The 22,709-nt window shown below is 72.8% G+C and carries 19 protein-coding genes; 9 read left to right on the forward strand and 10 right to left on the reverse strand.

The genetic code is table 11. The annotated features are described in order from the left end of the window. Nucleotides 1-48: 48 nt before the first annotated feature. Entirely contained in the window at nucleotides 49-1,020 is a 972-nt protein-coding gene (locus tag DEJ51_RS26910; protein WP_150260170.1) for a glycosyltransferase, read from the reverse strand. Then, on the reverse strand, nucleotides 966-2,981 hold the full coding sequence (locus tag DEJ51_RS26915) for an O-antigen ligase family protein (RefSeq protein ID WP_150260171.1): 2,016 nt from the start codon (nucleotides 2,979-2,981) through the stop codon (nucleotides 966-968). The genes DEJ51_RS26910 and DEJ51_RS26915 overlap by 55 nt, the downstream gene beginning before the upstream one ends. 80 nt (nucleotides 2,982-3,061) lie before the next feature. On the opposite strand from DEJ51_RS26915, the gene DEJ51_RS26920 reads away from it, so the two are divergent. Then, entirely contained in the window at nucleotides 3,062-3,766 is a 705-nt protein-coding gene (locus DEJ51_RS26920) for a hypothetical protein (RefSeq protein ID WP_150260172.1), read from the forward strand. Nucleotides 3,767-3,783: 17 nt separating this feature from the next. Here DEJ51_RS26920 and DEJ51_RS26925 read toward each other — a convergent pair whose 3' ends face one another. From DEJ51_RS26925 to DEJ51_RS26955, 7 genes are read right to left on the reverse strand one after another with little or no spacing between them, the layout of a single operon-like run. Continuing rightward, on the reverse strand, nucleotides 3,784-4,833 hold the full coding sequence (locus tag DEJ51_RS26925) for a glycosyltransferase (RefSeq protein ID WP_150260173.1): 1,050 nt from the start codon (nucleotides 4,831-4,833) through the stop codon (nucleotides 3,784-3,786). Then, nucleotides 4,830-8,129 (reverse strand): DUF4082 domain-containing protein, encoded by a 3,300-nt coding sequence (locus DEJ51_RS26930; protein WP_150260174.1) that lies wholly within the window; start codon nucleotides 8,127-8,129, stop codon nucleotides 4,830-4,832. Before DEJ51_RS26930 ends, DEJ51_RS26925 begins: the two co-directional genes overlap by 4 nt. A 30-nt stretch (nucleotides 8,130-8,159) precedes the next feature. Further along, a complete protein-coding gene (locus DEJ51_RS26935) occupies nucleotides 8,160-9,275 on the reverse strand; it encodes a DegT/DnrJ/EryC1/StrS family aminotransferase (protein ID WP_150260175.1) in 1,116 nt (371 codons plus the stop codon). Next, a complete protein-coding gene (locus DEJ51_RS26940; protein WP_150260176.1) occupies nucleotides 9,272-10,045 on the reverse strand; it encodes a NeuD/PglB/VioB family sugar acetyltransferase in 774 nt (257 codons plus the stop codon). The genes DEJ51_RS26935 and DEJ51_RS26940 overlap by 4 nt, the downstream gene beginning before the upstream one ends. After that, the gene (locus DEJ51_RS26945) at nucleotides 10,042-11,226 is read right to left on the reverse strand and encodes a DegT/DnrJ/EryC1/StrS family aminotransferase (protein WP_223835978.1); all 1,185 of its coding nucleotides are present in this window, start codon (nucleotides 11,224-11,226) and stop codon (nucleotides 10,042-10,044) included. The genes DEJ51_RS26940 and DEJ51_RS26945 overlap by 4 nt, the downstream gene beginning before the upstream one ends. Then, nucleotides 11,223-12,218, reverse strand: coding sequence for an NAD-dependent epimerase/dehydratase family protein (locus DEJ51_RS26950; protein WP_150260177.1), 996 nt, complete (start codon nucleotides 12,216-12,218; stop codon nucleotides 11,223-11,225). The genes DEJ51_RS26945 and DEJ51_RS26950 overlap by 4 nt, the downstream gene beginning before the upstream one ends. A 59-nt stretch (nucleotides 12,219-12,277) precedes the next feature. Further along, complete coding sequence (locus DEJ51_RS26955; RefSeq protein ID WP_150260178.1) at nucleotides 12,278-13,375, reverse strand: Gfo/Idh/MocA family protein; 1,098 nt, start codon at nucleotides 13,373-13,375, stop codon at nucleotides 12,278-12,280. A gap of 373 nt (nucleotides 13,376-13,748) precedes the next feature. Here DEJ51_RS26955 and DEJ51_RS26960 point away from each other — a divergent pair, with 373 nt between their 5' ends. From DEJ51_RS26960 to DEJ51_RS26970, 3 genes are all read left to right on the forward strand, one after another. Next, entirely contained in the window at nucleotides 13,749-14,648 is a 900-nt protein-coding gene (locus DEJ51_RS26960) for a glycosyltransferase (RefSeq protein ID WP_150260179.1), read from the forward strand. A gap of 158 nt (nucleotides 14,649-14,806) precedes the next feature. Then, the gene (locus DEJ51_RS26965) at nucleotides 14,807-16,198 is read left to right on the forward strand and encodes an MFS transporter (protein ID WP_150260180.1); all 1,392 of its coding nucleotides are present in this window, start codon (nucleotides 14,807-14,809) and stop codon (nucleotides 16,196-16,198) included. 2 nt (nucleotides 16,199-16,200) lie between these two features. Next, on the forward strand, nucleotides 16,201-17,214 hold the full coding sequence (locus tag DEJ51_RS26970) for a TolB family protein (RefSeq protein ID WP_150262177.1): 1,014 nt from the start codon (nucleotides 16,201-16,203) through the stop codon (nucleotides 17,212-17,214). Between the two features lie 19 nt (nucleotides 17,215-17,233). Here DEJ51_RS26970 and DEJ51_RS26975 read toward each other — a convergent pair whose 3' ends face one another. Beyond that, the gene (locus DEJ51_RS26975; RefSeq protein WP_190620662.1) at nucleotides 17,234-18,094 is read right to left on the reverse strand and encodes an alpha/beta fold hydrolase; all 861 of its coding nucleotides are present in this window, start codon (nucleotides 18,092-18,094) and stop codon (nucleotides 17,234-17,236) included. A 225-nt stretch (nucleotides 18,095-18,319) separates the two neighbouring features. On the opposite strand from DEJ51_RS26975, the gene DEJ51_RS26980 reads away from it, so the two are divergent. The 5 genes from DEJ51_RS26980 to DEJ51_RS27000 all read left to right on the forward strand — a co-directional run bounded on the left by DEJ51_RS26980 (nucleotide 18,320) and on the right by DEJ51_RS27000 (nucleotide 22,689). Continuing rightward, complete coding sequence (locus DEJ51_RS26980; protein WP_150260182.1) at nucleotides 18,320-18,748, forward strand: hypothetical protein; 429 nt, start codon at nucleotides 18,320-18,322, stop codon at nucleotides 18,746-18,748. 50 nt (nucleotides 18,749-18,798) lie between these two features. Beyond that, nucleotides 18,799-19,086 carry a hypothetical protein gene (locus DEJ51_RS26985; RefSeq protein WP_150260183.1) on the forward strand — a complete coding sequence of 96 codons (288 nt, stop codon included), beginning with the start codon at nucleotides 18,799-18,801 and terminating at the stop codon, nucleotides 19,084-19,086. A 97-nt stretch (nucleotides 19,087-19,183) separates the two neighbouring features. Then, complete coding sequence (locus tag DEJ51_RS26990; RefSeq protein WP_223835980.1) at nucleotides 19,184-19,609, forward strand: hypothetical protein; 426 nt, start codon at nucleotides 19,184-19,186, stop codon at nucleotides 19,607-19,609. 201 nt (nucleotides 19,610-19,810) lie between these two features. Further along, nucleotides 19,811-21,562 (forward strand): enoyl-CoA hydratase-related protein, encoded by a 1,752-nt coding sequence (locus DEJ51_RS26995; protein WP_150260184.1) that lies wholly within the window; start codon nucleotides 19,811-19,813, stop codon nucleotides 21,560-21,562. Nucleotides 21,563-21,633: 71 nt separating this feature from the next. Then, nucleotides 21,634-22,689 carry a hydrogenase expression protein HypE gene (locus DEJ51_RS27000; protein WP_150260185.1) on the forward strand — a complete coding sequence of 352 codons (1,056 nt, stop codon included), beginning with the start codon at nucleotides 21,634-21,636 and terminating at the stop codon, nucleotides 22,687-22,689. Nucleotides 22,690-22,709 lie beyond the last annotated feature (20 nt).

The raw sequence follows: 22,709 nt of genomic DNA on the forward strand, positions 1-22,709 counted from the left end.
CGTTCCGTACGCCCGGGGCGCGTCACCCCGGGCGTACGGAACGCCGTGTCACGGCCCCGGCGTGGCCCGCAGGGCGGAAGGGCTGGCCAGGGCCTTCGCGGCCGCCAGGCTCGCGGGCCGGCCCAGCACCGCACGGGAGGTCTCCCGAAGGAGCACGGCCGCCCGGAACGCGGCGGTCGCCGCCGCCCCGTGCCGGCGCCCGTAGAGCCGGACCCGGTTGAGCGTCAGCAGGGTCCACAGCCGGGGCGACACCTGCGAGTCCCCGCCGAGATGGGTGGCCGTGGCCGCGGGCTCCAGGCGGGTGACGAAGCCGAGGTCCCGGGCCCGCAGGCAGTACTCGGTCTCCTCCGAGTACAGGAAGAAGGACTCGTCCCAGTCCCCGCACGCCTCCAGGCACTCCCCGGACAGGGCCATCAGCGCGCCCGTCGCCCAGTCCGCGACCGTGGCCCGCCCGTACGCGGACGGGTCGGTCACCAGTTCGCTCCAGCGCGGGAACCGCCCCGCCCGGCGGTTGCCCAGCACCGCCTCGCCGAGTGCCCGGGTCACCTGCGACTCCCGGCGCAGCGAGAGCAGCAGCGTACGGCCGTCCTCCTCGTACAGCAGCGGGACGCTGATCCCGACCCGGCCGCCGCCGGGCGCTGCGCTGCCCAGCGCGTCGACGAGCACCTTGGCGCAGCCCCGGCGCATCCGGACGTCCGGATTGCAGACCAGGGCCGCCCGGAAGCCGCCCTCCCCTGCGGCGGCGGCCGCCAGCGCGGCGTTCACCCCGGCCGCGTATCCGGCGTTGCGGCCGGTCTGGACGACCGTCGCGTCCGGCGCCAGGGACCGGACCAGCTCCACGGTGCCGTCGGCCGAGTCGTTGTCGGCGACGACCAGGCGCCAGTCGAGCCCCGCCATGCCCTCGGGCAGCGAGGCCAGGAACTCCGGGAGCACCCCGGCACTGTTCCAGGTGACGACGAGGACCGCTACAGGGCCGGCACCCGGCTCCGGTCGGCGGGCTGCGGGCTGGATGGACTGCATGGGGACTCCACGGTTGCGGGCTCCGGCGCCGTACGCCGGATGAACCCGAGGTAGCTGCCTCCGGCGGCGATCGTCAGGAAGAACACCCCGGCGAACATCGGGAAGCTGAGGGCGTCGAAGGTGGCGGCGATGACCAGGGAGACCAGCGCGGAGGCGAAGAAGGCCTGCCCCAGCTCCCGGTCGGACTCGGTACGGGCCAGCCGGCGGATGGCACCGCCCTGGTGGATCCCGGTGAAGAGCAGGACCAGCAGGGCGAGCAGCCCCACGAGGCCCATCTCCGCCAGGGTGAGCATGTACTGGTTGTCGGTGAAGAAGAACAGTTCGGGCAGGAAGGTTCCGAAGCCCCTTCCGAACAGGGGCCGTTCGCTGAGGTAGGGGACGATCGCGCTGTACTTGACAGTGCGGGCCTGGGTGCTGCTGTCGGAGTTCGACACGAAGGAGGCGAAGAGCGCCGTGATGGTGCCGATCAACCCCGGGATGACCACCTTGAAGCAGGCCACCGAGCCCATCAGCAGACCGATCGCGGCCCACCGGCGCTCCGGCTTCCAGCGCAGCACCATCACCAGGATCACGATGAGCGCCCCGATGATGGAGGTGCGCGACACCGTCAGCGGCAGCGCCCCGCCCATCAGCACCACCGGCCCCCAGCGGCGCCACGCGCGCAGGTGCCGGCGTACCGGATCGAAGGCCTGCTGCACGGCGAAGGGCAGCATGATGGCGAGCATTCCGCCGAACTCCAGTGGCTGCGCCGTCGTGGACCGCGGCCGGGTGAAGGAACCCCGGTCCAGGGTGGTGATCTGGGCGACGCTGGACTGCAGGCCGGGGATGGTGATGCTGTCGGCGACGTTCGTCGCGGTGAAGAAGTCGTAGAAGCCGATGGCGGCCACCACCGACCCCATCACCACGGCCCGGCGCAGCAGCACGTCCAGGCGCTCACGGTCCTGGATCCCCGCGGACACCAGCACCACGAGGGACACCCAGACGAGCAGCCCGATCAGCCCGCGGTCCGCCGCCAGCACCTCCTTGTGCGAGCTGCCGCGCATCGCGTTCGCGAGGTACGAGGCCAGCACCGAGAAGGCCAGCAGGCACATCACCACCCGCGGCAGCCGGGTGCCCGGGGCGGGCCGGATCCGCCCGGTGATCCACGCGGCCAGGTACCAGAACAGGCACAGCAGCGCGAACACGTTGGCCGGCGTGCCCACCCCGCCCATCCCCGGCAGGGTCAGGTTCGAGGGGATGAAGAAGGCCAGCGCCAGATAGCCGCTCAGCAGGGCGGTCGCGTCCAGCTGTCGCCCCCACGGCTTGCGGCGCCCGCGCCCCCGGGCCGGCGCGGCCCCGGCCGCGCGCCTGCGGCGGAGCGCCGCCAGCAGGCTGTCCGTCAGGAAGGACAGCACGAACGCGGAGGTGGTGCCCACGATGACGACGCCCAGCACCTGCTGGTAGCGGCTCTTCATCTGCGGCACCGGGGTCTGCGGCAGCACCACGGGAGCCGTCTGCACCATGTACGCGGGCTTCACCTTGGCCGCCGCCTGGAGCGCGTTGAGCGTCTCCCCGGCGAAGGCGGTCAGCTTGTTGGTCTCCTCCAGCACGTTCGCCCGGTCGGTCCCCGTGACGGTCAGCGTCAGCATCGGGCCCGAGGTGTTCGCGGCGAACCCGACCGTGTAGGGATCGGTCACCCCGATGCCCTGCAGGTCCCGCGCCGCGTCCGTCCCCGACAGCGTCCTGATCAGCACGTCCGCGGTGACCACCAGCGAACCGCCGGCGTTCGAGATGGGATTGCCGAAGGCCGGCGCCAGTTCCGCCACCGCCGTCGAGTCGAGCAGCGCCACCGAGCTCTGCGACTGGTAGGCCACCGGCACCGAACGGTACAGGTGCGCCCCCGCGAGCAGACTGATCAGCGTCAGCGGCACCATCACGTACCAGCGGCGCCGGAGCACCGCGAGGATCTCACCGATACTCACGAACACCCCCCGAGCAAGCGGCAATTGATGGCGGACCTACCCGTGTCCTGGAAAGATCGGTCACAACGGAAGGAATCCCTGTGTCGCCTGGTGAGTTGATCCGTGCGCTGCGTCGGCGCTGGTACGTCCTGATCGTGGCCGCGGTGCTCGCGGCCGCCGGAGCCGTGCAGGTGCTGCACCCCACGCAGACGTACCTGAGCACGGCGATCGTCGTGCTCAAGCCGCCGGTGACGGACAACCAGCCCAACCAGCTGGCCAATCTGCAGCCGCCGCTCGCCGCCGTCTCCTACGCCGCCGTGCAGCAGCTGGCCTCGCCCGAGGGGGCCGGGGAACTGCGCGCCGCGGGGGTGCGAGGCACCTACCGGCTGATCCCGCGGAACAGCGGCACCAGCGTCACCCCCCGCTTCCTGATCCCCTCGCTCCAGATCCAGGCGGAGCAGGCCGAACCGGGTGCCGCCGACGCGGCGGTCCGCAAGATCATCGAGATCTACACGAAGCACCTGACGGACATGCAGACACAGCAGGGCGTCCCGGACTCCGCGCGGATGAGCGTGACGCTCCTGGTGCCGCCCACCTCGGCGGTGCAGACCGGCAACAAGAGCCGGGGCCTCGCCGGGGCGGCCCTGCTGGGCGGGGTCGGCGGCGTGGTGGCGGCGCTGTGGACCGACCGGATCCTGACACGCCGGAGCCGGCGCCGGCAGCGGCACGAGGCCGCCCCCGGCGCCGGTCCGGTGGTCCGGGCCGAGGAGCCCGAGCGGGCCGCCCTCGCCGGGGCGACCCGCTGAACACGGCGTTCGCGCCATCAGATCCCTCGACGCTTCCAGGACCGCCACCACAGCCACTCGCGCCCCCGGTCGGCCACGGCCGAGAGCACGAGCGGCTGGAGGTACGGCATGGCGCGCGCCCCGATGCGGCGGCGCCGCATCAGCGCCCGGTACTCGCCCAGCCTCGTGTAGTCCCCGGGCAGGCACTCGGCCGCGAACTCCACGAGCTCGTCGACCGGTACCACCGCGGTGCGTCCCCGGTCGTACGCCCGGTAGGCGCGCCGCAGCGCGTACCGGGCGAGCCGGGTGCGCGCCGCCAGCGCCAGCCGGTCGGCCCCGGGCAGCAGCCCGGAGCACTTGTCGAGCACCGAGTCGAAGGCGACGAGGCGCTGGCGCAGGTCGTCGAGCTGGCCGCCGAAGTCCGTGGTGGACATGTTGTCGCCGTGGACCCGGTAGAAGGCCTGGTCGGCCCCCTGGACGTAGCCCACGTCGGCGTGCGCCGCGAGCCGCATCCACATCTCGATGTCGCCGGCGTGCGGCAGCTGCGGATCGTAGCCCCCGACCTTGCGCTGGAGGCTGGTGCGGACCACCACCTCGGGTGAGGTGATGCATCCGGTGCCCTCCCGGAACCGCCGGTCCAGCCACCACCGTCCGGGGTAGACGACCGACCCCGTGCTGTGGGTGCGGGCCGCGGGAAGCGGCCCGCCGTGCCGGAAGCGCAACGGCCTGCCGTAGGCGAAACCCGCCTCCGGATGCGCGTCGAGCAGGGCCGCCGCCCGCACCAGGGCCCCGGGCACCAGCCGGTCGTCGGCCGACAGCAGGGCCACGTAGTCCCCGTCGGCCCACTCCAGCAGGCCCTCGTTGTAGGTGGCGATGTGCCCCTTGTTGGTCTCGTGGACCCGTACCTCGATCCGCGGGTCGGCGGCCGCCAGCGCGCGGGCGACGTCCGCGGAGTCGTCGGGCGAGGCGTCGTCGATGATCAGTACCCGTACGTCGACGCCCTCCTGCTCGTCCAGCACGCTCTTGACGCAGTCCGCCAGGAAGTGGCCGTACTTGTAGCAGGGGATCACCACGCTGACCGTGCTCACTGCCCGCTCACCTCCGTGGACAGCCCCTCCTGCAGGGCGGGCGGCGCGGTGGTGGTGAAGATCGGCCCGACCCAGTAGTTCACCGAGCCGAAGGTGTTCGCCGGGAAGGCGGTGGCCGCCCCGTACTTGTAGAGCCCGTTGGCGCTGCCCGCCGTGTCGGCCGGGGCCACCAGCGGATACGAGCGGTGCGCGCCGGTGAAGTACCCGCCGTCCACCGAGTAGTTGCCGTTCGGCGCGTGGTAGGACGCCACGTACGTGGTGCCCGCCGTGATCGGCACCGGCGTGGCGAACTGCAGCTGCTGCCAGCCCGTCACCGTCTCGCTGCCGAAGGTGCCGGTGGCCAGCAGGGTGCCGGAGGCGGACCACAGGCTGCCGGTGTGCGTACCGGTGTTGCCGGGGCCCTTGTAGAAGGTGACACCGGTGATGTAGCCGTTCACCGCGGACTGGAAACGGGTGCCCAGCTCGACGGAGTTGGCGTCGTCACCCACGTTGGCGGTGCTCGGTGTCGTGGTGCCGTTCCACAGCGTGCACGGGCAGTTGACGGTCGGCGGGCTCGCGCTGGTGGTGAAGTTCCACGTGACCGGCGCGGCCATGGTGTTGCCCCACAGGTCGGAGGCCTGGACGGATGCCGTGTAGGTCGAGTTCAGGGCCAGTTCGGAGGACGGGGTGAAGGTCGCGCTGTTCGACGCGCTCAGCACCTTGGTGCCCGGGACGGTGGCGCCGCCGGAGTCCTTCACGGAGAACACCAGGGTGTCCGCGTCGACGGCGTTGCTGAAGGTGGCCGACACGGCGGCCGTGATCTGGGTGCCGGTCGCCGCGGACTGCGGCGAGGTCGCGGTGACGGTGGGCGGGGTCGTGCTCGCGGTGGAGGTGTCCAGGACCGCGTCCACCCAGTAGTTGCTGCCGGACGAGGCGGTGGACGGGAACCCGCCCGTGGCGCTGTAGCGGTAGACGCCGTTGCCGCCGTCGGTGCCGCTCTTGAGCGCGGTGAGCGGAGCCAGGCCCGCCTCGCCGGAGGCGAAGGTGGTGTCGAAGGAGTAGCCGCCGTGCGGGGCGAAGTAGGAGGCGACGTAGGTGGTGTTCGCCTTCACCGGGACCGGGGTGGCGAAGTTCAGCTGCTGCCAGCCCGAGGCCGTCTCGTTGGTGAAGGTGCCGGTGGCCAGACGCTGGCCGGTGCTGCTCCAGAGGCTGCCGGTGTGGGTGCCGGTGTTGGCGGGGGACTTGTAGAACCGGACACCGGTGATCGAACCGGCCGCCGAGGAGCGGATCTTCACACCGAGTTCGACGGCGCTGCCGTCACCGGCGTTGACGGTGCCCGGCACGGCCGCGGCGGGCCAGACGGTGCAGGGGCACTGCTGGGGCCCCACCGTCAGCGCCACCGTGGTGGTCGCGCCGATGTTGACGCTGTCGTCCACCGCGCGCACCTTGATCTGCGCGGCGCCCGGAGCGGTCGGGGTCCACTTGTAGCTCCAGGAGCCGAGGCCGGTGGTGGCCTTCCAGGTCGTACCGCCGTCGGTGGAGACCTCCGTACGGGCGACCACGCCGCCGCCGGTGTCGGTGGCCGTGCCCGTGATGGTCACGGGCCGCAGGGCCGGCACGGTGGCGTTGGCCGCCGGGCTGGTCACCGTCACGCCCGGGCCCACGGTGTCCGTGGAGGCGCTGGCGGCGACCAGGTCGCTCTGCAGGGACTTGGGCTGGACGCCCATGTCGGCGAAGACGTTCACCGTGGCCTGCTGCATCCGCTTGTCCGCGGTGACCACGGCGTCGTCCGGGTTGCCCGTGGGCATGTTGGTCAGGCCCCAGGACCACTGCACGGTGCCCGCGCCGAAGACCAGCGCGTGCGAGGTCTGGTCGCGGAAGGCCACCAGGCTGTGGGTCGCGGTGCCGTTCCCGTAGGTGTTGCCGTAGTCCTTGAGGAGCTTGCCGTCCTCGATGTCCACCGTGGTGGAGGACATGGTGATCTGCCCGGCCGGCCGGCTGGCGTTCTCCACGTCGCTGTCCCACTCGTAGCCGAGCGTGCCCTGCGGGAAGGTGGCCGTCTGCGAGGGGGTGAGGTTCGCGACCGAGGTGCCCCGCCACAGCCGCTGCTTGGCGAAGGTGCCGGGCACCGTGATCGCGTCGCTGCGGTAGCCGTTGACGCTGAACATCGAGCCCGTCAGCTGGTTCTGCGGCTGGAAGGGCCGTCCGTTCGTGGCGCTGGCCGGGTCCATGAAGGTGCCCGTCCAGATCCCGCTCGGGTCGGGGATGCCGTTCGGCTGGGGGAAGGACAGCTTGGTCTCCTTGTACGAGACCAGGGTCCGGTTGGCGGTGTTGGCGCCGTCGATGCTCGGCGCCAGCCGGGTCTTCCAGAAGACCTCGTTGCCGCTGAAGTACGTCTGGTGGACCCCGGCCCGGCGCGCGTTCAGCGCGTTGGTGAACTGGTCCTGGGTCCAGTACTCGTCGTGCCCGGAGGACATGAACACCTTGTGGTTCTGCAGCAGCGTCCCGCCGCGGAGCGACATGTCGATGCCGGACATGTAGCTCACGTCGTAGCCGTTGCGCTCCAGCCAGGAGACCATCTGGAACTCGGAACCGTAGATCCCGTTGTCCCCGCCGATGTCCATGGGCCGGTTGTAGCTGACCTCGTACGCCCGCCCGTCCGGGGCGGGGCCGCCGCCGTCGTACAGGTCCTGGCCGCCGTAGTTGTTGTACGCCTGCCAGGTCTGGTCACTGGTCTGCACGACGATGTCGGAGTGACTGGCGTCGTTGCGGACGACGAAGGGGTACGGCATCACACCGTTGCCGTCCGCCTGGTCGAAGTTGACCACGTAGAGCCCGGACACGGCGTCGGCCGGTACCGTCCAGGTCGCGGTGACGGGCCAGTTCCCGCAGTCGACCAGCCCGGTGGCGGCCTTCTTGGCGCAGGTCTGCGGGTTGCCGCCCGGCGCGAAGTTCGCCGGGTAGGTCTGGGCCGCCTGGGCCGCGGTCGACAGCAGGCGGGCCCCGGTGCCGCCGTAGTGGCCGAGGCGGTAGACCGAGACCTTGTACGGGGTCGGCGACTGGATCTTGAACTGCACGGTTTCGCCGGGCTGGACACTCGTCTGGGCCGGGAAGCCCTTGATGTCGCCGTACGCGCTGGGTGCGAACCAGTCCTCCATCGGCGTACCGGGCTTGGAGTTCTCGCACACGATGGCGTTCGTGGTGGGACCGCAGGGATCGGCCGCACCGGCCACCGTCGCCGGCGGCAGGACCGTGGCCGTCAAGGCCGCGATCACGGTGAAGAGACCGTAACGGAGCAACCTTGTCCGTCTGTTCATCTGGACCTCATTGTTTGCGTGAGCGCGGGGTCAGCGCAGGGCGTTGCGGAGCGTTTCCACGACCCGCTGCTGCTGGTCGGCGGTGATCTGCGGGAAGAGGGGCAGCGAAAGCATCCGGTCCGCGGCCCGTTCGGCGTGCGGGAAGTCGCCGCGGCCGTGGCCGAGATGACCGAAGGCCGGGGTCAGGTGGACCGGCGCCGGGTAGTGCACACCCGCGCCGATGCCCTCCGCGTTGAGCTTGCCGACGACGGCGTCGCGGTCGGCTCCGGCGACCCGCACGACGTACAGGTGCCAGACGTGGACGTCGCCCTCGGCGGTGACCGGCAGGGTGACCTGCCCGGCGGCGGCGAGGTCGCCCAGCAGCTCGTCGTAGCGGGCGGCGGCGGTCCGGCGGGCCGCGTTGCCCTCGGCCAGCCGGGCCAGCTTCGCCCGCAGCACCACGGCCTGCAGGCCGTCGAGCCGGCTGTTGAACCCGGCCACGTCGTGACGGTACTTGGCGATCCCGCCGTGGTTGGCCAGGGCCCGGACCAGCTCCGCGCGCTCCTCGTCGTCGGTCACCACCGCGCCCGCGTCGCCGTAGGCGCCCAGGTTCTTGCCCGGGTAGAAGCTGGTCGCGGCGATGCCCCCGCTGCCGGGGGAGCGGCCGTCCCGGGTCGCGCCCTGGCTCTGCGCGGCGTCCTCGACGATCTTCACGTGCGCCGGGAGCCCGGCCGCCAGCGCCGCGGTGTCCGCGCACTGCCCGTAGAGGTGTACGGGGACCACCGCGCGGGTGGCCCCGCCCACGGCCTCCAGGGCGGCCCGCGGATCCATCAGCAGCGTGTCGGGGAGGCAGTCGACCAGCACCGGCCGGGCGCCGATCCGGGCGACCGCGCCGGCCGTGGCGATGAAGGTGTTCGCGGGCAGCACCACCTCGTCGCCGACACCCACCCCGCTGGCCCGCAACGCGAGTTCGAGGGCGTCGGTGCCGTTGGCGACACCCACGCAGTGCTCCACTCCCGCGAAGTCGGCGTACTCACGCTCGAACGCGCTGACCTCCGCACCGCCGATGAAAGCGGTGTCGGCGAGCACACGGTCGAAGCCTGCCCGTAATTCCTCGGCGACCTCGGCGTGCGCCGCCTTCAGGTCGACGAGCGGTATCTGGTTCATACGACTGTGCTCCCCATCCGTGTCTCCGGCCAACGGCCGGCCGTCTCCTCGCCATCGGCCCGCAGCTCGTCGAGCGCCGGGCCCCCCGCCGCGCGCAGCCGGCGGGCGGGGCTCCCGGCCCACACCTCACCGGGCGGCACGTCGGCCAGGACCGTGCTTCCCATACCGGTCAGCGACCAGGCGCCGACCGACGTGCCCTCGCGCACCAGCGCTCCCGCGCCCACGTACGCGCCGCGCCCCAGCCGCACCCCGCCGCCGAGGCGGACGCCCGAGGCCAGCGTGGCGAAGTCCCCGACCCGGTCGTCGTGAGTGAGGACCACGTGCGGCATCACCGCCACGTGGGACCCGAGCCGGACCGCGGCCGTCAGCACGCAGTGCGCGAGCAGGACCGAGCCCGCGCCGAGCAGCGAGGACCCCGAGACCACCGCCGTGGGGTGGACCACCGTGGCGTAGCGGCTCCCGGGCAGCCCCAGGCGCCGCACCAGCCGGGCCCGTACGGCGTAGTCGCGCGGGCTGCCCACGCAGACCACCACCCGGGCCGCCGGCAGCTCGTGCACGAGGTGGCTGCCGCCCAGTACCGGGACCCCGTCGACCTCCCGGCCGTGCAGGCCCGGATCGTCGTCGAGGTGCCCGAGCAGCCGCCACCGCGGCGCGCGGCCGTACGCGGCCGCCGCGGCGGCCGCGTCCCGTACCGCCTGCGCGGTCTCGCGGGCGAACCCGCCCGCGCCGACGATCAGCAGGTCCTCGGTCCGTGGCGGCGGGCCGCTCATCCGCCGGCCTGTTCGCGCAGCACCGCCACCACCCGGTCCTGCTGCTCCCGCGTCATCGTGTGGAACAGCGGCAGGATCAGGGAGTCGCGGCTGATCCGCTCGGTCACGGGCAGCGGAGCCGCGCCGTGGTCCGCGTACGCGGGCTCCAGGTGCGAGGCCATGATCCCGCGCCGGGCCGAGATCCCGGCGTCGGAGAGCGCCGCGAGCAGTTCGTCCCGGCTCACGGGGAAGTCCTGCGCCGGCAGCACCCAGTACGACTGGAAGTTGCCCTGGCCGTGACCGGGGTCCCGGAGCGGCCGCAGGCCCGGGATCCCGCCCAGCAGCTCCGTGTACCGGGCCGCCAGCGAGCGCCTCCGGGCCACGATCTCGTCCAGCTTGCCGAGCTGCACCAGACCGACCGCGGCCTGGATGTCGGTCATCCGGTAGTTGTAGCCGACCTCCAGGTAGCTCTCGACGACCGGCTTGCTGCTCGCGTGGCGCTGCGCGGCGGACACGTTCATGCCGTGCTCGCGCAGCCGGCGCAGCCGCTCCGCCCACTGTGCCTCGTCCGTGGTGAGCATGCCGCCCTCACCGGTGGTGATCACCTTGCGGGGGTGGAAGGACCAGGCGGCGAGCAGGGCGCCGTGGCCCACCGACTTGCCGCCCACCGTCGCGCCGATGCCGCAGGCGGCGTCCTCCACCAGGGCCACGTCCCAGTCGGCGCACACCGCGCGCAGTGCGTGCACGTCCGCGGGAACCCCGCCCTGGTGGACGGCGATCACGGCCTTGGTCCTCGGTGTGCGGACGGCGTCCACGGTGGCCGGGGTGAGGTTGCCGGTGGCCTCCTCGACGTCCGCGAACACCGGCCGGGCGCCCACGTAGCGCACCGCGTTGGCCGTGGCGATGAAGGACAGCGAGGGGACGATCACCTCGTCGCCAGGACCGAGGTCCAGCGCGATCAGGGCCAGGTGCAGGGCGGTGGTGCAGGAGCTCACCGCGATGCCGTGCTCGGCGCCCACCCGCTCGGCGAAGGCCCGTTCGAACGCGGCGACCCGGGGCCCCTGGGCCACCCAGCCCGAAAGCACCGCGTCCGCGGCGGCCTTCGCCTCCTCCTCACCCAGCCAGGGCACCATCACGGGGATCCGGGCGGGAGCGGGGGCGGCGTCCGGGGCGGTGACCGCAGCGGCGTCCGGGGCGCTCATCGGCCCGCCTCCGCGGCCGCCGCGTCGGCGGCGCGCTCGGCCCGCCACCACTGCACCAGGTCCCGGAGGCCGGTGCGCAGGTCGATCCCGGCCGTGAAGCCGAGCCGCTCCGCGGCCTGCGAGGTGTCGGCGAGCCGGCGGGTGACGCCGTTCACGGCACGGGCCGGGCCGTGTTCGGGCACCAGGCCCTCGGCGCCCATCGCCTCCAGCAGGCCGTGCGCGAGCTGGAGCAGGCTGGTCTCCGTACCGCTCGCGACGTTGAACACCTCGTCGGTCAGGTCCGATTCGGCGGCCAGCAGGTTGGCGCGCGCGATGTCCCGGACGTCGACGAAGTCCATGGTCTGCAGGCCGTCTCCGAGGATCAGCGGCGGCTCGCCCGAGGCGATCCGCTCCATCCAGCGGATGAGCACCTCCGTGTAGAGGCCGTGGATGTCCATCCGGGGCCCGTACACGTTGAAGTAGCGCAGGGCCACGTAGTCCAGCCCGTACATGGCGTGGAAGCTGCGCAGCACCCCCTCGTTGAAGGCCTTCGCCGCACCGTAGAAGGTGTCGTTGTTGTACGCGTGGTGGCGCTCGGTGGTCGGGAACTGCTCGGCCAGGCCGTAGACCGAGGCCGAGGACGAGGCGATCACCTTGCCCACGCCGGCGGCCACGGCCGCCTCCAGCACGTTGAAGGTGCCGTCCACCATGACCTCGTTCGCCAGCCGCGGCTCCTCCGCGCACTGGGTGATCCGGATGGCCGCGAGATGGAACACCAGCTCGGCCCCCTCGGTCGCCTTGCGCACCGCGGCCACGTCGCGGATGTCGCCGTCGACGACCTCCACCACCCCGCTCGGCAGGGCGCGGGCCAGGTTGGCGGTGCGCCCCCGCACGAAGTTGTCGAGCACCACGACCTCGCGTGCCCCGTTGTCCACCAGCAGGTCCACCACGTGCGAGCCGATCGTGCCCGCCCCTCCGGTGACCAGAATCCTCTTGCCTCGTACGCTGCTCAACGCCCCTGCCCCCACTGAATGTTCGGTCGTGGTCTTGCGTGTGATCGGACTGCGGACGGTCAACGCCCGGTGCGCAGTCCGACGACCGCTCCGCGGAACTCCAGGCTCCGGGAGGCGGCTTCCAGGATGTCCAGCACCTTCAGTCCCGCCCGGCCGTCCGTCAGCGGCGGCCGTCCCGTGCTGATGGACGCGGCGAACTCCTCGACCATGCTGCGCAGGGCCTCCTTCTCACCGATCGCGGGCGCCACCATGTCGCCGGTCCGGTAGGAGACGAGCATGTCCCGGCGCTCGTCCGCGCCGATCTCCTGCGGGGCGCTCAGGTCCACCCCGCGGTCGAAGACCGCCACGCGCTGGGTGGGGTTGAGGTCGTCCCACACCAGGGTGCGCTTGGACCCGCCGACCATGGTGGTGCGCACCTTGGTCGGGGAGAGCCAGTTGACGTGCACGTGGGCGATGGCGCCGGTGTTCAGCTGGAGCGTCAGGTAGGCCACGCAGGACTGGCCGGCGCCGATGGGATCGGCCCCGTGCGCGGCGACGGCGACCGGCTTCACGTGGTCCGGGAGGATGAACTCCAGGACGGACAGGTCGTGGGGGGCCAGGTCCCACAGGACGTCGACGTCCTTCTGGACGAGCCCCAGGTTGATCCGTACCGAGTCCACGTAGTGGATCTCGCCGAGTTCGCCGGAGCGGACCAGCTCGCGGATCCGCGCCACCGCGGGCGTGTAGCAGTAGGTGTGGTCGCACATCAGCGTGAGACCGCGCTCCTCGGCCTCGTTCACCAGCCGCAGCCCGTCCTCGTACGTGGCGGCGAGGGGCTTCTCCACGAGGACGTGCTTGCCGGCGCGCAGCGCGGCCAGCGCGACGTCGAGATGCGTGCCTGCCGGGGTGGCCACCGCGACCGCGTGGACCTCCGGGTCGGCGAGGACCGCCTCGTAGTCGCCGGTCGCCTGGACCGTGGAGTACGCGCCGAGCACCTGCCGGGCCCGGTCCACGTTCAGATCGCAGAGCCAGCGCAACCGGAACCGGTCACTGGACTGGAAGTTGCGGACGAGATTGGGGCCCCAGTAGCCCGCACCGACCACGGCGACACCTAAGGGGGCGGTCCCCTTGCCGGTGGCCCCCGCGCCCTGTTCCGCGTCCTTCGCGGTGTCCTTCACGGCGTTTCCCTTCCTTCCGCGCACGCCGGACGGCGTGTCGCCAACTCATGGCCGGGACGCGTGTGATGGAGGGAAATGCCGTCGACGGCAGCACGGACGCCCACGCGTCCCGTGCGTGACCTGCTCAACGGTGATGGCCCCCCACAACCGATGCCCTACGTGATCCGCGTGCTTCGCCCCCCGGCCCGGCCGCCTGTTCCCCACAAGCAGCCGAACCCGTACCGCTCTACCCCTTTGCCCGGTGCCGGACACCGGCGTTCGCCGAAGCGTGCCGAATCCGGTCGGCGCCGCTCAATCTAGTCCACCGGGCGTACCCCCGGGCAGAGTTGACGTAATCGCCTGGTGCGGGTGTTCGACCGTGCATACTGCCCGGGTGACCAGCATCGTGATACCGGCCCACAACGAGAGCAGGGTCATCGGCCGGCTCCTCGACGCGCTCCTGGCCGACACCACCCCGGTGTCCGGGCCCGACATCGTCGTGGTGTGCAACGGCTGTACCGACGACACGGCCCGGGTGGCGGCCGGGCGCGGCGACCGCGTACGCGTGATCGAGATCCCGACGCCCTCCAAACACCTGGCGCTGCGGGCCGGAGACGAGCACGCGCGGGGCTTCCCCCGGCTGTACGTGGACGCCGACGTCGTCGTCGGGGCCGCCGACGTACGGGCCCTGGCGGGCGCCCTCGAACGGAGCCCGGAGCTGCTCGCCGCCGCTCCCGGCCGGGACATCCCGCTGGGCGGCTGCGCCTGGCCGGTGCGGGCCTACTACCGGGTGTGGCAGCGGCTGCCCGCCGTCCGAGAGGGGCTGTTCGGCCGGGGGGTCATCGCCGTCACCGAGACCGGGCACGCGCGGCTCGCCGCGCTGCCCCCGCTGATGGCCGACGACCTGGCCGCGTCGCTCGCCTTCGGGCCGGGGGAGCGGCGCGTGGTCGAGGAGGCCCGGGTGGTCGTCCGTCCGCCGCGCACCTGGTCCGATCTGATCAGGCGGCGGGTCCGCGCGGCCACCTCCTCCGCCGAGTACGAGCGCTTCCGGGCGGCACGGAAGGCCGAGGGGCCGCAGGAGGCACCGGCCGGGGCGCAGGAGCAGGTGCCGGAGCAGAGCGCGCGCACCGGCACGGCCGATCTGCGGGCCCTGCTGCGAGCCCAACCGGCGCTGCTGCCAGGGGTGGTGGTGTTCGTGGTGGCGGCGCTCGCCGCGCGCCGGGGCTCCCGGAAGGCCATTCGTGACCAGGACTTCTCCACCTGGCTGCGGGACGAGAGCAGCCGGCAGGGCTGATCGCCCGGCCGACGCCGGCCGAACCCGGCCGATCCCGGCCGAACAGGCGGCTTACGCCACATCTGTTCATACGCCGCACTGTTGGCCCGTACACCCATTAGGGTTCCACTCGCACGTTCGAGTGCGCTCACGTCCGTCGGCATCGGGAGCTCCAGAGCATGTACCTCGCGGACCGTTCCGCGCCCGCGTCCGGGGGTGCGAAGACCGCTCCGGACCGGGGACCCGTCCGGGCTCCCGCGGTCGCCTCTACCGTCCTCGCCCTGGGCACGGTCAGCATGATCACCGACATCTCCTCGGAGATGGTCACCGCCGTCCTGCCCCTGTACCTGATCGCCGGCCTGGGCCTGAGCCCCCTCGGCTTCGGGGCGCTGGACGGCGTCTACAACGGGGTCAGCGCCCTCGTGCAGCTGACCGGCGGCCACCTGGCCGACCGGGTCCGCAACCACAAGCTGATCGCCGGCATCGGATACGGCCTGTCGGCCGCGTGCAAACCGCTGCTGCTGCTGGCCCACAGCCTGGGTCCGATCAGCGTGATCCTCACGCTGGAACGCACCGGCAAGGGACTGCGCACCGCCCCGCGCGACGCGCTGATCTCGCTGTCCACACCGCCCGAGTTACAAGGGCGCGCCTTCGGCGTGCACCGGGCGATGGACACCACCGGGGCCCTGCTCGGCCCGCTCGCCGCCTTCCTCATCCTGAGCCTGACGGTCGACGGCTACGACGCCGTCTTCGGCGTCAGCGCCTGCGTCGCCGCACTCGGCGTCGTGGTGCTCATGCTGTTCGTCCCGTCCGGCGGAAGGACGGCGCAGGCCCCGCCGCAGGCGAAGGCCACGGCCACCGACGCCGCCACCACCGCCGCCGACGCCACGGCCACCGACGCCACCGCCGTGCCCGACGCGGGCCGGCCGGCCCCCGTACGGCTGCGCGACGCGCTCGGCCTGCTGCGCCTGCCCCGGCTGCGCAATCTGGCCGTCTGCGCCGTCCTGCTGGGCCTGACCACCGTCAGCGACGCCTTCGTCTACCTGCTCCTGCAACGCCGTACCGGCATCGGCGACCAGTGGTTCCCGCTCCTGCCGCTCGGCACCGCCGCCGTGTTCCTGCTGCTCGCGGTGCCCGCCGGAGCCCTCGCCGACCGGATCGGCCGGCGCACCGTCTTCCTCACCGGCCACGCCCTCCTGCTGGCCGGCTACGGGCTGCTGCTGTGGGCTCCCGACTGGCCCGCCCTGCCCTTCCTCGTCCTCGCCCTGCACGGCATGTTCTACGCCGCCACCGACGGCGTGCTGCCCGCGGCGGTCGCCGCCACCGTCCCCGGCGAACTCCGCGCCACCGGCATGGCCCTCGTCGGCACCGGCCAGGCGCTGGCCCGCTTCGGCTGCTCGCTGGCCTTCGGCGGGGCCTGGACGCTCTGGGGCACCGGCCCGGCCCTGGCCGGCGCCGCGGCCGGGCTGCTGTGCTGCGCCGCCGTCGCCGGGTTCGTCCTGCGCCCGTCAGCACCCCAGGACACCCGAACCACTGCCCCGAACCCGAAGCCCGTGAGGCCCCCCAGATGACGCTGTCGAAGTCACGCCGCCTGCTCGTCCTCGCGGTGGCGGTACTGCTGCTCGGCGGCCTCGCCGCCGCGCTGGTGCTGCGCTCCGCCTCCCGCGGCGAAAAGCCCCAGGCGGGCAGCCCCGCGGTCGCCGCCGGAACCGTCACCCTCACCCGGCCCGGCTCCCTGGCCTTCCTCAACGGCGGGCAGGGCCCGCACCGCGGGGCCCTCGCCTCCGTCCCCGCCGACGCACCCGAGTCCGAGCGCACCGCCTCAGAACTCACCTGCCAGCGCTTCCACGCCGCCGCGGGCACCGGCGTCTGCCTGCGCTCCACACCCGGCGCGCTCGCCCAGGACAACAAGGCCCTGATCGTCGACTCCGAGCTGCGGACCCTGCGCAGCTTCCCCCTCGCGGGCACCCCGAGCCGGGCCCGGGTCTCGCCCAGCGGCCGGTTCGCCGCCTGGACCGTCTTCGTCTCCGGCGAGTCCTACGGGGCCGCGTTCTTCTCCACCCGTACCGCGATCGTGGACACCCGCACCTGGAAACTGGAGGCGAACCTGGAGGAGTTCGCCATCGACATGGACGGCCGGCAGCACCGCGCCCAGGACGTCAACTTCTGGGGGGTCACCTTCTCGAAGGACGACGACACCTTCTACGCGACCGTCTCCACCGGCGGCGAGACCCACCTGGTCAAGGGCTCCATCTCGGGGCGCAGCGTCAAAACCCTGGCCAAGAACGTCGAATGCCCGTCCCTGTCCCCGGACGAGACGCGCATCGCGTACAAGAAGCGGGTCCGGGCCGGGGCGTCGCTGTGGCGCGAGCACGTGATGGACCTCGGCACGCTGCGCGAGCACGCGCTCGCCGAGAAGCGCAGCGTGGACGACCAGGCCGCCTGGCTCGACGACCGTACGCTCGCCTACGGCCTGCCCACCGACGGCGCCGCCGACAGTACCGACCTGTGGACCGTGCCCGCCGACGGCAGCGGCACACCGCGGCTGCTGGCCCCCGGAGCCTCCTCCCCGGCCCGCCTCGGCTGACGTCCGCGAGGGGTGGGTGTCAGACGCGGTCCACGAAGGCCCGTACCCGCTCGACGAGTGCGGCGTTGTCACGGATCCAGCGGTAGTGCGGGCCGCCGACCGTGCCCTCGCCGAGGGCGAGCTCCCAGTACGTCACCCGGGCGCTCGTGAGCTTGCCGCAGAGCCCCCGCACCCCGCCGGGCGGTGCCATGGGGTCGCCCTCGATGGCCACCGCCAGCACCGGGAGGTCCAGTCCGGCCAGCCACGGCTCGAAGTCCACCGGCGAGGAGGGCACGTCGTAGCGGCCCGTCCGGACCTGCGCGGCCATGTCCCGCAGCAGCTGCGCGGAGTCGTTCCCCAGCACCCCCAGGCGGCGGCCGGGGAAGTACCCGTACACCGAGGCGAGGGCGGCGGCGAACTGGAACCCCGCGAGCAGGCCCAGGCCTTGCGGGAAGGGCCAGCCGCGCCAGTGGCAGGAGGGGGCGCCGACCAGGATCGCGCCGGCGGCCATGTGCGGCTCCTGACTGAGGTAAAGCGCACCGAGCTGCCCGCCGAGGCTGTGTCCGAGCAGGTGGCGCGGCGCCAGCGGGAACGCGGCCGCGACCTCCCGGAACAGTGCGGGGTAGTCGTACGTCACCATCTCGTGGTAGCCGTAGCGCACTCCACGGCGCACCTGGACCGAGCTCGTGCCCTGCCCCCGCAACTCCCCGAGGACCACCTGGAACCCGGCCTGTACGAGGGACTCCGCCAGGGGCGTGTAGGACACGGCCCTGGTCCCCATGGCGGGCATGCACACCAGCACCGGGGCGGACGGGTCGTCGGGCCTGCGGTGGAACCGGACGTGGACCGTGGCCCCGTCCTCGGCACGCACCGTCTGCGTGGACACTTCGGCGGACTGCATGACGGACCTCCCTCGCTCGTGGCCATCCTGCGCATGCCGCGGACCATCTTCAACGGTTTCCGGCGGCGGCCTGTCGGCCGCCGGACCACGGCGTGCGACGTTGTCGGGAGAACGGAACGTGTGATGATCCATCCGTGAGGAGGAACGGGGCGGTCCGGGGCGGTATCCGGAAGCCCGGCCGGGTCGGGCGCGTTCCACCTCCTCGCGTGCGTGAACCGAGGAGAAATGACGCGGACGTTCAAGTACCGGTTCAGGAGCCCGCTCGGCGGACTGGCGGCGGACCTCTCGGCCCGGACCGTGCCACCGGGCGAAGCGGCGGGGCCCTCCGTGGGGATCTACCGAGGAGTCCGCCTGCTGCTCCCCGGCACCGGCATGTACTGGGAGGACCTGGCCTGGCTCTCCTTCACCGTCGCGCTCCGTGCCGAGGACCTGTGCACCAGGTATCCGGACGGCGTATGCATCGAGATCGTCTCCTTCGACTTTCCGCTGGCCGACTACCGGCCGGAGGTCGCCGCCCTCGCCATGGACGGATGGCTGAGAGAGGAACTCGGCCTGCCCGACACCGGAATCACCTGTGCGTACTCGGGCGGCGCGGACCCCTATGCCTTCGCATGGGGTGGCGCGGAGCCCCCGCTACGGAGCCCGCGGCTCTAGGCCGTGGCCGCAGGGCCGCAAGCCCCGGTCGACCCATGGGAGAACCGGCCGTGACCGGCATCGAATTGCTCGCCTCGTTCATCCGGACCGGCCGTCTGCACGGGATCGGCATCGGCTCCACCCTCGGCGCGGTCGACCGGGCCCGCCAGGAACTCGGGCGCATCTCCGGAGCACCGGAACTCACGGTCGGCGACCAGGGCGGCTTCCTGGAGTACCGGGCGGCGGCCTCCGGCGTCTCGGTGATCGTCGTGGACGACGAGGAGGAGGAACGGGGCTACCGCGTGGGGCACGGGGACGTGTGGAGCGTCAGTCTGTGGGCGCCCGTCCGGGCAAGGTGACCGTCCGGGGCCGGTAGGCGCCCCCGGCCCTGGGCCGCCCGGGTGCTTGACCGGCCCGGAGGGGATGGGGTGCGGCCCCACCGGGCACGTGCAGACCATGGCCCTCGAACATCCCGCGAAGAAGAACGGCCAGGGGCGACTCGGACGCTTCGAGAGGCTGGCCGAGCTGGCCTCGAACTTCACCAGCTCGCCCGCCTTCTCCCTGTTCTGCGTCCTGCTGGTGGCCGGTTTCCTCGTGGTCCACTTCGCCCACCTGGACACGAGCTGGCAGCACCTGTTCGGCGACGCGATGGGCGCGGTCGCCCTGCTGCTCCTGGCCCTGCTGAAGAACTCCGAACGCCGGGCCGAACACGCGATCCAGCGCAAGCTCGACGCCATCGCCGCCGCCCTCCTGGAGCAGTACGAGGGCGAGCCGGGCCGCGCGCACCGGGAACTGGCCAACGCCATCGCGATCGAGGAGGGTGACCAGGGCCGGGAGGGCGACGAGGACCGGGAGGGCGAGAAGGGCCGGGAGGGCGAGTAGCGCGGGCTCCTCGGGGCCCTGTCGCCTTGGGCCGAGCGGACCCCGGAACGGGCGCTTTCGGGTGACCCTCCGCGCGGGCCTCGGGCATGGCCGCCCGGATCTCCCCGACCATCTCAGGCGGCCGGTCATCTTCCGGCCACGGGCCGCCGACCAGGCCGGGCACCGCGCGCACGCGGCTCCGGGCCGCCGCTGGGAGACCACTTGTACGTCCTGCTCGTGGCGAGCGCGTTCAACAGCCTCACGCAGCGAGTCCACGCCGAACTGCGCGACCACGGCCACCGCGTCGCGGTCGAACTCGCCCTGCCCGGCGTCTCCCTGGCCGACGCCGTCCGCGGCCACCGCCCCGACCTCGTGCTCGCCCCGATGCTGCGCACCGCCCTCCCCGAGGAGGTCTGGGCCGCCCACACCTGCCTGGTCGTCCACCCGGGGCCGGTCGGCGACCGCGGTCCCTCCTCGCTGGACCGGGCCGTCCAGGACGGCGAGGTCCGGTGGGGGGTGACGGTCCTCCAGGCCAACGCGGAGATGGACGCCGGCGACGTCTGGGCGAGCGCCGAATGCCCCCTGCCGCCGCTCGGCAAGAGCGACCTCTACCGCGGTGAGATCGCCGACGCCGCGCTGGAGGCCGTCCTGCTCGCGGTGGAACGGTTCGCCTCCGGTACGTACGTCCCGCGGCCCCAGGAGAGCGGCCACGCCCGGCCGCTCCTGCGTCAGGAGGACCGCCGGATCGACTGGCAGCGCGACACCACCGACGACGTCCTGCGTACGCTGCGCGCCGCCGACTCGCAGCCCGGCGTGCGCGACGACCTGCTCGGCGGCGAGTGGTACCTGCACGGCGGGCACCGCGAGGAGCAGCTGCGCGGGCGTCCCGGCGAGCTGCTGGCCACCCGGGACGGGGCGCTCTGCCGGGCCACCGCCGACGGGGCCGTCTGGATCCCGGAGCTGCGCGCCCGCCGGCTGCCGGGCGGCCCGGCCGCTCCCAAGCTGCCCGCCACGCTCGCGCTCGCGGACCGGCTGCCGCCGCTTCCCGAGGTCCCCGCGCCGCCGCACAGCGGCCCGGACGGCGCCCACCACCGCACCTGGTCCGAGATCGGCTACCACGAGGAGGGCCAGGCCGGATTCCTGTCGTTCTCCTTCCCCGGCGGTGCGATGAGCACCGCCCACTGCCGCCGCCTGCTGGACGCCTACCGGACCGCACTCACCCGTCCCACCACCGTCCTGGTCCTGGGCGGCGGCCGCGACTTCTTCTCCAACGGCATCCACCTCGGCGTCATCGAGGCCGCGGCCGACCCGGCCGAGGAGTCCTGGGCCAACATCAACGCCATGAACGACCTGGCCGAGGCGGTGCTGACCACCACCGACCGGCTCGTGGTCAGTGCGCTGGGCGGCAACGCCGCCGCCGGAGGGGCCATGCTCGCCCTCGCCGCCGACGAGGTGTGGTGCCGCTCGGGCGTGGTCCTGAACCCGTCCTACCGTCTGATGGGCCTGCACGGCTCCGAGTACTGGACGTACACGCTGCCCCGCCGCGTCGGCCCCGCACTCGCGGACCGCCTCACCACCGAGGCCCTCCCGCTGAGTGCCACCGCCGCCCACGGACTCGGACTGGTCGACCGTACGGTCTCCTGCGCGCCCGGGGACTTCAGCCGCGAGACGCAGCGCCTCGCGGCCCGGCTCGCCGCCCTGCCGGCCACCGCCTCCCGCATCGCCGGAAAGAAGGCCGCGCGCGAGCGGGACGAGGCCGTCCGGCCGCTCGCCGCCCACCGCGAGGCCGAGCTCGCCCCGATGCGGCGGACCTTCTTCGACCCCGACGCCCCCTACCACGCGCTGCGCCGCGCCTTCGTCCGCAAGGAACGCCCGGTGGCCACCCCGCTCCACCTTCGCGCCTCGTCCGCCAGGCCGCCCGCCGTCACTGGACTGGCCGCATCAGACGCGGCGCCCGGCCCGGACTGCTGTTAGCAAGAAAGGTGTGGGTGAGGCCGGCCGCCTCCCCCCGCCCCTTCCCGATCACCTCCCCGAGGAGCCGTCCCATGGCCACTGCGACTAAGGATCCGGTCGAGGACCCGCTGATCCACATCCTCTGGATCAACGCGGGTCTGAGCTGCGACGGCGACTCCGTTTCCCTGACGGCGGCGATGCAGCCGAGCATCGAGGAGATCGTGACCGGCGTGCTGCCCGGTCTGCCGAAGATCGCCGTGCACTGGCCGCTGATCGACTTCGAGTGCGGCCCGGTCGGCGGCGCCGACACGTTCATCGAGTGGTTCTTCAAGGGCGAGCGGGGCGAGATCGATCCGTTCGTCCTGGTGGTCGAGGGATCGATCCCGAACGAGAAGATCAAGCCCGAGGGCTACTGGTGCGGTTTCGGCGACGACCCCGCGACCGGTCAGCCCATCACCACCAGCGAGTGGATCGACCGGCTGGCCCCCAAGGCCCTCGCCGTCGTCGCCATCGGCACCTGCGCCACCTACGGCGGCATCCACGCCATGGAGGGCAACCCGACGGGCGCCATGGGCGTGCCCGACTACCTGGGCTGGGACTGGACCTCGAAGGCCGGCATCCCGATCGTGTGCGTCCCGGGCTGTCCGATCCAGCCGGACAACTTCTCGGAGACCCTGACCTACCTGCTCTACCAGGCCGCCGGCTCCGCCCCGATGATCCCCCTCGACGACAAGCTCCGCCCGACCTGGCTCTTCGGGGCCACCGTCCACGAGGGCTGCGACCGGGCCGGCTACTACGAGCAGGGCCAGTTCGCCGAGACGTACGACTCCCCGCAGTGCCTGGTCAAACTCGGCTGCTGGGGCCCCGTCGTCAAGTGCAACGTGCCCAAGCGCGGCTGGATGAACGGCATCGGCGGCTGCCCGAACGTAGGCGGCATCTGCATCGCCTGCACGATGCCCGGCTTCCCCGACAAGTTCATGCCCTTCATGGACGAACCCCCCGGCGCCAAGGTCTCGACCAAGGCGAGCGGCGCGTACGGCGCACTGATCCGCCGGCTCCGGTCGGTCACCGCCCACACCGTGGACGAGGAACCGAGGTGGAGGCAGACCGGCCGCGCCCTGACCACGGGCTACCGCCCGCCCTGGTGACGGTCCCCGGGATCCCACGG

Source organism: Streptomyces venezuelae (genome assembly GCF_008642275.1).
Lineage (GTDB): Bacteria > Actinomycetota > Actinomycetes > Streptomycetales > Streptomycetaceae > Streptomyces > Streptomyces venezuelae_E.